Here is a 9,333-nt window from a genome sequence, read left to right as displayed (position 1 = left end):
GAGCAAGCCCGCTCCCACAGGGATTGTGTGAGTTGCCGAGATCCAATGTGGGAGCGGGCTTGCTCGCGAAGGGGCCATTCCAGACTGAAGGAAATAATGCATGTTGGCAGTAAATGACGCTCAGCCCGTCGCGGCGTCGGTGGTGGAAGTAGGCGATGCCCGCGAGCGCTTTGCGCAGTGGCGCGAAGGCAAGGCCGGGAAGGTCTTGTCGGTCTCGGTGATCGGCGACAGCTACAGCGCCGGGCAGGATTTCTACCTGAACAAACTGGTGCAGCGCGTGGCTGGGGAGGTCGGTTTTGCCGGCCCCGGCTATGTCGGTTTCAACCATGGCGCGGCGCTGGGGGGCACGCATTTCAAATACACCCGCAGCAGCGAAAAGTACTTCGGCGGTGGCTGGCAAGTGTCTGGCCTCGGTCAGGCCAGCCCCGACAGCCGCACGGTGACCGGCAAGCCCGGTGCCTGGCTGCAAATCGATGCCAGCCCGACACCGGCCATCGACACCCAAGTCACCCAGGCGAAATTGCTCTATCTGGGCAACGGCGAAGCCAGTGAGCTGCGCTACCGTTGGACACCCTCGGAAGACTGGCAGCCATTGACGCTCAAGGGTTCGGGCGTTCAGGAAGTACCGCTTGCAGGTCTCTCTTCAGCGCCAGACTGGTCATTCAAACTGGAAGTGGTGAAGGGCGCACCGACCTTGTTTGGCCTGTGGCTGAGCAACGAGCAGCACGGCGTGCGTGTTTCGAAACTGGCGGCCTCGGGCGCGGCATCCGTGGATTTCTATCACCAGGACCCGCAATGGCAGGTGCAGTGGAAAGCCGCCGTGTCGAAGATCCCCGCCGACGTTTACCTGATCATGCTCGGCGGCAACGATCAGGGCTTCGGGGTCAAACCCGAACAATACCTGCACAACGTTCAGGGCCTGGTGGCGATGATCCGCGAGATCCAACCGGCGGCGAGCATCAACCTGATCATGCGTCAGGACACCACGCGTTCCAGCGCCTATCCGATGTCGGCGTATGCACAGGTCTTGCAGCCGTGGGCGCACGAGCAGCAGATGGGGTTTGCCAATCTGCAATGCGCGTTCGGCCCTGACGTCAAACGCTATGCGGCGGCGATGATCGGCCCGGACAAGATTCATCCGCAGCCGGCCACGGGCGGGAAAGTGATTGCCGATTACTTCTATCGCTGGATCGTCAGTGGCATCAACGCGGACAGTTGCGACCCAACGAAACCCCTGTAGGAGCTGTCGAAGGCTGCGATCTTTTGATCTTGAAAAAGAAATCAAAAGATCGCAGCGTGCCGCAGCTCCTACAGGGGCGTGTTTTATTTGAAGTTATCTATCTGGCTCAGGAGCTCAGCCGTTTTCTGCGGCATCAGTTGCGTGGCACACCGCGTCTCGACATTGATGATGATCGCCGGCTCGTTGCAGCACAGGCGTACGCGGAAGCGCCAGTCGCTGAAGATCACCTTCAGGCCATCACGATCGTCCATTTCCAGCGCCTGCTCGGCATACCGTTGTTTCAGATGGGCGAGCAGGGGATAGGGATCCGCCAGCGTGCGGCGAATGTCGCCGGACGAGGGAAACATGCCGATGCGTTCCACCAGCAAAATACTGCCCAGCCATGACTCGTTGGCGCTGGGCAACGGCTGATGGTGTGACAGCCAGCTGACCACCCCGAGGTTGCCCACCTCCCGTTCAATCTCTGCTGCATGCTGTGCCATGTTCATGGGTTGCCTCCTGAAAAGAGAAGTGGGCGGGGACCGTCTCAGCGGCCCTTGAGGTAGACGTTGTCGTAGCAGAAGTTGGTTGCCTGCAGGTAACCCTCGGCGTCGCCGCAGTCAAAGCGCAGGCCCTTGAACTTGTAAGCCAGCACGCAACCGTTCTGCGCCTGTTTCATCAGCGCGTCGGTGATCTGGATCTCGCCGCCCTTGCCCGGTTGGGTGTCGGCGATCAGGTCGAAGATGTCCGGCGTCAGGATGTAGCGGCCGATGATCGCCAGGTTCGACGGGGCATCCTGCGGCGCCGGTTTTTCCACCATGTTATTGACCCGGTAGATGCCCTCGGAAATCAGCTCGCCGGCGATCACCCCGTATTTGTGGGTCTGGTCGGCCGGGACTTCCTGGATGGCGACGATCGAGCAGCGGAATTTCTTGTACAGCTGGATCATCTGCGACAGCACGCCGTCACCTTCCAGGTTCAGGCACAAGTCGTCGGCCAGCACCACGGCGAAAGGTTCATCGCCGATCAACGGGCGGCCGCTGAGAATCGCGTGACCGAGGCCCTTCATTTCCACCTGACGGGTGTAGGAGAAGGTGCAGGTGTCGATCAGCTCGCGGGTGCCGGCGAGGAACTTCTCTTTCTCGGTGCCGCGGATCTGGTGTTCGAGTTCGTAGCTGATGTCGAAGTGGTCTTCCAGCGCACGCTTGCCCCGACCGGTGACGATGGCCATGTGTTGCAGGCCGGCGTCCCGTGCTTCTTCAACGGCGTATTCGATCAACGGCTTGTTGACGATCGGCAGCATTTCTTTGGGCATGGCTTTGGTCGCCGGCAAGAAACGCGTGCCGTAACCGGCAGCGGGGAACAAACATTTACGAATCATAAAAGTATCCTGGACAGTCATGGAACACAGGCAACGGATGCGCGCACTTATCAAGGCGCACAAGTTTCAATGATTATTGAACGAGTACTTTAATACCTGAGTCAGGTTGTTAATGGCAATTAGCGCAGGGGGTAAAACATGACAATGTTATGAGATGTCGGTTAAGGCGTTATTAGTTATTTTTAGTCGGTATCTGTTGATAGTGATGAGTGTACTTGGGGTGCTAATAAGTACCGGGCAATACAGTTTGACCTGCAAAAATATTTATTGCCAGTGGTTGAACTAATTTTGTTTAAGGCTGTTGTCGTCCTTATTTGTGTGGTGCGCCACAGATTCAATGAAAGGGACTTGACAGGCTACTTGTCACTTATCCAATGACGGACCGCGCTATGAAGATTCTGGTAACGGGTGGCGCCGGCTATATCGGCTCGCACACCACACTTGCGCTGCTTGAAGCAGGTTATGAAGTTGTTGTACTGGATAATCTTTGCAACAGCAGCGATGCGGCATTGCACGCGATAGAAGGTATCTGCGGCAAAAGCGCGCTGATGATTCGCGGCGATGTCTGCGACCGGGCGTTGCTCGACCGGATTTTCCAAGAGCATGCGATCGACGCGGTGCTGCATTTTGCCGGGCTCAAAGCCGTCGGCGAGAGCGTGCGCAAGCCGCTGGATTACTACGAGAACAACGTCGGCGGCAGCATCACCTTGTGTCAGTCGATGGCCGCAGCGGGGGTGTTCCGGCTGGTGTTCAGCTCTTCGGCCACGGTGTATGGCGAGCCTGAGCAGATGCCGATCCGCGAGGATTTCCCCACCGGCATTCCGACCAATCCTTACGGTCAATCCAAGCTGATCGTCGAGAACGTGCTGCGCGACCTGAGCCAGGCCGAGCCGCGCTGGAGCATCGCCTTGCTGCGTTACTTCAACCCGATCGGCGCGCATCACAGCGGGCATATGGGCGAAGACCCCAGCGGCATCCCCAACAACCTGCTGCCTTACATCAGCCAGGTCGCGGTCGGCAGCCTGCAGGAGTTATCGATCTTCGGCGACGATTACCCGACCATCGACGGCACGGGGGTTCGCGATTACATCCACGTCGTCGACCTCGCCGATGGCCATCTCAAAGCCTTGCAATCGATTGCCGACCGTCCGGGCATTCATACCTGGAACCTTGGCACCGGCGACGGCTACAGCGTGATGCAAGTGCTGCATGCCTTCGAACAAGCCAGTGGACGTCCGGTGCCGTACCGGGTGATGCCACGGCGCAGCGGGGACATCGCCGAGAGCTGGGCCGACGCCTCGAAAGCGCAAAAAGAACTCGGCTGGAAAGCCACGCGCAGTTTGCAGGACATGGTCACCGATACCTGGCGCTGGCAATCGAATCATCCGCGCGGTTATCTCGAATGATGTCGTTCTAATACTGAATGTTAGTTTCGGTCAGCTGTTAGATATCGTCGGGAAAATACGCTGGAAATGCCTTTTGCAAGTCCGTAGATATAAACCTGCCGTTCGACTTTTATCAGTTGGGTAAGACTGTGAAAGAACGACGGATCTTGTTCGCGCTTTTCGCGGACTTGAACGCTACCACCGCTAACAAAGACCGGTTTTTAACAGGTCGAATGTTAGAAAGGAGTTGATATGAAAAAAGTGATGGCGATTGCCCTGTTGACGATGTTGAGCAACTGGGCGTCCGCTGCTGAAGCGCCGCTAACTGCGGTGACCAATGTATCTGGCAGCGTTGCGGCTTCTACAGCGCCTGCTGCCAGTACTGCAATGGTTGCCAGTGCAGTCGCAGCGTCCAACAGCGGCGGAAGTGCCAACGGCGGTACCACTGGCACCACCGGTACTACCGGCACCACCGGCACGCACAACTAACAGGAACATTTGTTAGTGCAGTACAGGGTCGCCCGACGCAAGTCGGGTGACTTTATTTTTAGATTCGCCCTTGAATAGCGTAGTGCCATTATGACTCGTAGTTTTTCTCTTTTGCTGTTGGCAAGTATCGCTTTGCAAGGTTGCATGTTTTCCCCCGGCCAATACCTGAGCACTGGCGACATCACGCGCCAGGGCGCCAGCGAAAGCAGTCGGGTCGAGCTGATTCCGATCACGCCCAAGCTGATCTCGATGACCCGTGCCACGCAGAAGCGTGAGACGGTACCGTCGGAACTGTTGGCAACGCCTGCGGAATACCGCATCGGCAGCAACGATGTGCTGTACATCACGGTCTGGGATCACCCGGAGCTGACCGCGCCATCGGGGGCACAACAGCAGATCGACGCCAACGGTCGACTGGTGCGCTCCGATGGCACGCTGTACTACCCGTTCATCAAGGAAGTGCAGGCGGCCGGCAAGACTATTCAACAGCTGCGCTCGGACATCGAAACCCGGCTGTCGGCGTTCATCGCCGAGCCGCAAGTGGATGTCGCGGTGCTGCGTTTCGCCAGTCAGAAAGTGGTGGTTTCCGGTGCCGTGGCCAAGGCCGGGCCACAACCGATTTCCACCAACCCGCTGAGCGTGGTCGAAGCCCTCGGTACGGCCGGCATCGACACCAACAATGCTGATTTGTCTGGCTTGTTGCTGACGCGCAATGGCCGGGTGTATCCGCTCAATCTCGACTCGCTCAACCAGCAGGATTCCGAGTTGCAGCACGTCTTCCTCAAGGGCGGCGATCAGCTGTACCTGCCGTACAACGACAACAAGCGCATCTACGTCATGGGCGAAGTCAATCAGCCCCGTGCGCTGAGTTTCAAGACCGCGACGATGAACCTTTCCGACGTGCTCGGTTCGGTCGGCGGTCTGAGCCAGACCACCTCCAACGGCAACGCGGTGTACGTGATTCGCGGGGTGGAAAACCTCGATGTCGAGCCAGCGAAGATCTATCAACTGGAAGCCCAGTCGCCGACCGCCATGGCACTTGCTTCGCACTTTGAAGTGCGTCCGCAGGACGTGGTGTACGTCGGCCCGGCCAACGTCACGCGCTGGAACCGCTTCATCAGCCAACTGGTGCCGTCGGCATCGATTGTCGGGACCGGGGCTTCCGCTGCGAAGAACTGGAGCGAATTCAGTAACAACAGCAAATAAGGCCGACCGTGAAAACCTTGAAAGTTGGCGTCTGCCTGATGGCGGCCTTGATGTTGTGTGGCTGTAACCCGCTGATGACCGCTTCGGTGCGCAACCTAAAGTCGGCGGTGCTCGGCCCGGACGAGCTGGACGTGAGTGCGGCGCAGGTGGCCGAGGTCAAGTACCCGCAAGTCAAACTGACCACACCGTCCGGCTCCGGGGTGCTGGCGCTGGTGCGCGAGCGGGAAGACCTGCAGTTCTGGGTGGCTTCCGGCAAACAGGTGTTGCTGCTGCGTGATGGCCTCGCCGTGCGCACCATCGGCCTCGGCGTCGAGGGCGACCTGGACGGTACGCGGCTGGCCGACAACGCGCCGTTCAAGCGCGGCCTGCATCAAGTCGCCGATGGCTTCACCAGTCAGCGCTGGATCGACCTGTACAAGGGCCAGGAAGTCGGTTTGATCGTCAACAGCCGGTTCTCCCGTCGATCCACGCAAACCCTGCAAATTCTCGACAAGGAATACACCGTGCTGCGTGTCGACGAACGTATCGACGTCCCGGCGATCGGGCTGCGCGCGACCAACCATTACTGGGTCGATCCGCTGGACGGTTTCATCCTGCAGAGCGAGCAGCAACTGACCGCGCAAATGCGTGTGCGCATCGTGCAACTGACCCCTGATCGCAGGCATCTGCCGTGAAGCGCTTACGGATGTTATCGGCAGGTTTGCTGTTGCTCAGCGGCATCAGTCAGGCAGCGGTCACCGTCAGCGGCGATGTCGCCAACCCAGGGCCGGTGGAGTTGCCGCCGGGCGGGCGCTTGCTCGACGTGATCAGCGTGGCGGTGCCGAATGCCGAAGGTTACTGGCTGGCCGGCGTGTTGCTGCGCCAGTCGTTGCTGGAACAGCAGGCGCGGCTCAAGGCCGGGGTGTTGTTTGATCTGGATGTGTTGCAGCGCATGGCTTCGTTGTTTGACCGCCCGAGCCGCGCGGCGCTGGCGCTGCGCCTGGCTCAGCAGGTGCGGCAAATGCCGGTCACCGGGCGACAGGTGGCGGACCTCGATCCGGTCGCGGTGGAAGTCGGTTTCGCGCGCAACATTCGTTTGGACGACGGCGATCGGCTGATCTACCCGAAACGGGTCGACGAGGTGCAAGTGTTGGGCGCGGTCGCCGAAACCTGTCACCTGCCTTATCAGCCGCTGCTGGAGGCGCGTGAGTATCTGGAAAGCTGTACGCCGCTGGACGATGCCGAGGCCGATTACCTGTGGCTGATCCAGCCCAATGGTGCGGTGCGGCGGGTGGGCATTGCGCATTGGAATCGCGAGAGCGGGCAGTTCCCCGTGGCCGGCAGCAAGATTCTGGTGCCGGTGAAAAACGATGATCTGGATCCGCCTGTTCCTGAACTGAATCAGCAGTTGGCCGAATTGATTGCCACGCAGCTGGCTGAGGTGGTTCGTTGAAGTTACGTTTTGCAGCTGTGTTGTTATTGCCGTGCGGTCTGGTGCATGCCGAGCCGCGTATTACCCAAAATGATTTCGGCGGCACCGGTCTGTTGCAGACCCCGACCGCGCGCATGGCTCCGGCCGGAGAGCTGAGCGTCAACGCCAACCGCACCGAGCCTTACAGCCGCTACAGCGTGTCGCTGCAGCCGCTGGACTGGCTCGAAGGCTCGTTCCGCTACACCGCCATCACCAACCGCCCGTACGGGCCGGAGTCGATGAGCGGCAGCCAGAGCTATAAGGACAAGGCGGTCGATGCCAAAGTCCGGCTGTGGCAGGAAACCCACTGGGCCCCCGATGTCGCTTTGGGCTTCCGAGACATTGGCGGTACCGGCTTGTTCGCCAGCGAATATTTCGTCGCCAACAAGCGCTTTGATAATTTCGATTTCAGCGCCGGCATTGCCTGGGGTTATCTCGGTAATCGCGGCGACCTCGACAACCCGCTGGGCTATCTCGATGATCGCTTCAAGACCCGTCCGGCCCTGGAAGGCACCGGCGACGTCAACGCCGGTTCGTACTTCCGTGGCAAGCCTTCGTTCTTCGGTGGTGTGAGCTATCAGACGCCGTGGGATCGACTCAGCCTGAAACTCGAATACGAAGGCAACGATTACAAGCACGAGCCGAAGGACAACGTGATCAAGCAAGACTCGCCGATCAACTTCGGCGCGGTGTTCAAGGTGGCGGATTCGGTGGACGTCAGTGCGGCGTGGGAGCGGGGCAACACGGCGATGTTCGGCATCACGTTCCACACCAATTTCGTCAGCCGCAAGGCGCCGGCCAAGACCTACGACCCGACGCCGGAACCGCTGCCGGCGAAGATGCCGACCACGCCGATGGAACAGGTCAACTGGGCCGACGTGTCGCAACGCTTGCAGCAGAATGCCGGGTACAAGGTCGAGCGCATCAGTCAGCGTGATTCCGAGTTGATCGTCTACGGCGAGCAGCAGCGCTACTTCCATTCGTCGAAGGCTGTCGGCCGCGCGAGCCGGATTCTCGACAACAGTGTGAACGACGACATCAACTGGTTCACCGTGGTCAACAAGCGTTACGACCTGCCGCTGGAAGAGACCAGCGTGCCGCGCCAGACCTTCCGCGAAGTGATCAACAACGAGGAGCCGCTGGAGTCGTTGCACCGCACCACCGAGATCAACCCGGCGATGCCGCACAACGAGAAAACCCTCTACAGCGAAGCGCCGCAGCACTTCAATTATGGCGTTGGACTGGGCTTCAAGCAGAACGTTGGCGGCCCGGATGGTTTGCTCTATCAATTCAGTGCCGACGCGGACGCCGAGTACCGCTTCAACCGCAACACCTGGTGGAACGGTCTGCTCAGTGCCAACCTGGTGAACAACTTCGACAAGTTCACCTACGATGCGCCGAGCGGCCTGCCACGGGTGCGTACCGACTTGCGTCAGTACCTGACCACCTCGGAAGTGACCATGCCGTTGTTCCAGGTCAGCCATGCCGAGCAGTTGGACAAGGACCTGTATGGCATGGTCTACGGCGGCTATCTGGAATCGATGTTTGCCGGCGTCGGCGGTGAGGTGCTGTTCCGGCCGACCGGTGAGCGCTGGTCGGTGGGAGCGGATCTGAACTATGTGCGCCAGCGCGAGTTCGACCAGGGTTTCGGCCTGCGCGACTACTCGGTCTGGACGGGGCACATCACCGGTTACACCGATTTGCCGTATGACACGTTGGCAGCAGTCAGCGTCGGTCGTTATCTGGCCGGCGACTGGGGCGGTACGCTGGACATCTCCCGCGAGTTTTTCAATGGTGTGCGTTTCGGTGCCTGGGCGACGATTACTACTGCTGGCAGCGCCGAGTACGGGGAGGGTAGCTTCGACAAGGGCATCTACCTGTCGATCCCGTTCGACGAAATGATGAGCATGTCGACCATGCGCCGTGCCAACCTGGTCTGGGCCCCCCTGACCCGTGACGGCGGCGCCAGGCTTAATCGCAGCTTCCAGTTGCACTCGATGACCGATAGCCGCGAGGGCGACATGTTCTACCGCAACTTCTCGAAGATTACCGAGTAAACCCGAGAACCCCCTTGAGACCTGTGGGAGCGGGCTTGCCCGCGAAGGCGTTGGCACATTCAACATCTGTGCTGCCTGACCCACCGCTTTCGCGGGCAAGCCACGCTCCCACTTTGGTACGGGGTGAACTGGATATCTTGATCCCC

The 9,333-nt window shown here is 59.6% G+C and carries 9 protein-coding genes; 7 read left to right on the top strand and 2 right to left on the bottom strand.

Annotated features, from left to right (window positions below; all coding sequences use genetic code 11):
- The first annotated feature begins 100 nt into the window (after window positions 1–100).
- Window positions 101–1,240 carry a GDSL-type esterase/lipase family protein gene (locus QMX91_RS25900; RefSeq protein ID WP_282413580.1) on the top strand — a complete coding sequence of 380 codons (1,140 nt, stop codon included), beginning with the start codon at window positions 101–103 and terminating at the stop codon, window positions 1,238–1,240.
- 83 nt (window positions 1,241–1,323) lie between these two features.
- Here QMX91_RS25900 and QMX91_RS25895 read toward each other — a convergent pair whose 3' ends face one another.
- Together QMX91_RS25895 and galU are read right to left on the bottom strand one after the other, a co-directional pair.
- Window positions 1,324–1,728 (bottom strand): mannose-1-phosphate guanylyltransferase, encoded by a 405-nt coding sequence (locus tag QMX91_RS25895; RefSeq protein ID WP_098964773.1) that lies wholly within the window; start codon window positions 1,726–1,728, stop codon window positions 1,324–1,326.
- A gap of 38 nt (window positions 1,729–1,766) precedes the next feature.
- Entirely contained in the window at window positions 1,767–2,600 is an 834-nt protein-coding gene (gene galU / locus QMX91_RS25890; protein WP_027611481.1) for a UTP--glucose-1-phosphate uridylyltransferase GalU, read from the bottom strand.
- 389 nt (window positions 2,601–2,989) lie between these two features.
- Here galU and galE point away from each other — a divergent pair, with 389 nt between their 5' ends.
- The 6 genes from galE to QMX91_RS25860 all read left to right on the top strand — a co-directional run bounded on the left by galE (window position 2,990) and on the right by QMX91_RS25860 (window position 9,187).
- On the top strand, window positions 2,990–4,006 hold the full coding sequence (gene galE, locus QMX91_RS25885) for a UDP-glucose 4-epimerase GalE (RefSeq protein ID WP_096797779.1): 1,017 nt from the start codon (window positions 2,990–2,992) through the stop codon (window positions 4,004–4,006).
- 231 nt (window positions 4,007–4,237) lie between these two features.
- Window positions 4,238–4,474: a hypothetical protein gene (locus QMX91_RS25880; RefSeq protein ID WP_003226528.1), complete on the top strand. Its 237-nt coding sequence runs from the start codon at window positions 4,238–4,240 to the stop codon at window positions 4,472–4,474.
- A gap of 144 nt (window positions 4,475–4,618) precedes the next feature.
- A complete protein-coding gene (locus tag QMX91_RS25875) occupies window positions 4,619–5,680 on the top strand; it encodes a polysaccharide biosynthesis/export family protein (protein ID WP_096797780.1) in 1,062 nt (353 codons plus the stop codon).
- Between the two features lie 8 nt (window positions 5,681–5,688).
- On the top strand, window positions 5,689–6,354 hold the full coding sequence (locus tag QMX91_RS25870) for a YjbF family lipoprotein (protein ID WP_166497668.1): 666 nt from the start codon (window positions 5,689–5,691) through the stop codon (window positions 6,352–6,354).
- Window positions 6,351–7,112 carry a capsule biosynthesis GfcC family protein gene (locus QMX91_RS25865; protein WP_349016850.1) on the top strand — a complete coding sequence of 254 codons (762 nt, stop codon included), beginning with the start codon at window positions 6,351–6,353 and terminating at the stop codon, window positions 7,110–7,112. Before QMX91_RS25870 ends, QMX91_RS25865 begins: the two co-directional genes overlap by 4 nt.
- Window positions 7,109–9,187 (top strand): YjbH domain-containing protein, encoded by a 2,079-nt coding sequence (locus tag QMX91_RS25860; RefSeq protein ID WP_123588486.1) that lies wholly within the window; start codon window positions 7,109–7,111, stop codon window positions 9,185–9,187. The genes QMX91_RS25865 and QMX91_RS25860 overlap by 4 nt, the downstream gene beginning before the upstream one ends.
- Window positions 9,188–9,333 lie beyond the last annotated feature (146 nt).

Source organism: Pseudomonas sp. PS01299 (genome assembly GCF_029960145.1).
Classification (GTDB): Bacteria; Pseudomonadota; Gammaproteobacteria; order Pseudomonadales; family Pseudomonadaceae; genus Aquipseudomonas; species Aquipseudomonas putida_A.
Note: the sequence above shows the minus strand (reverse complement) of the source record. Positions and strands in the feature narration are given on the sequence as shown.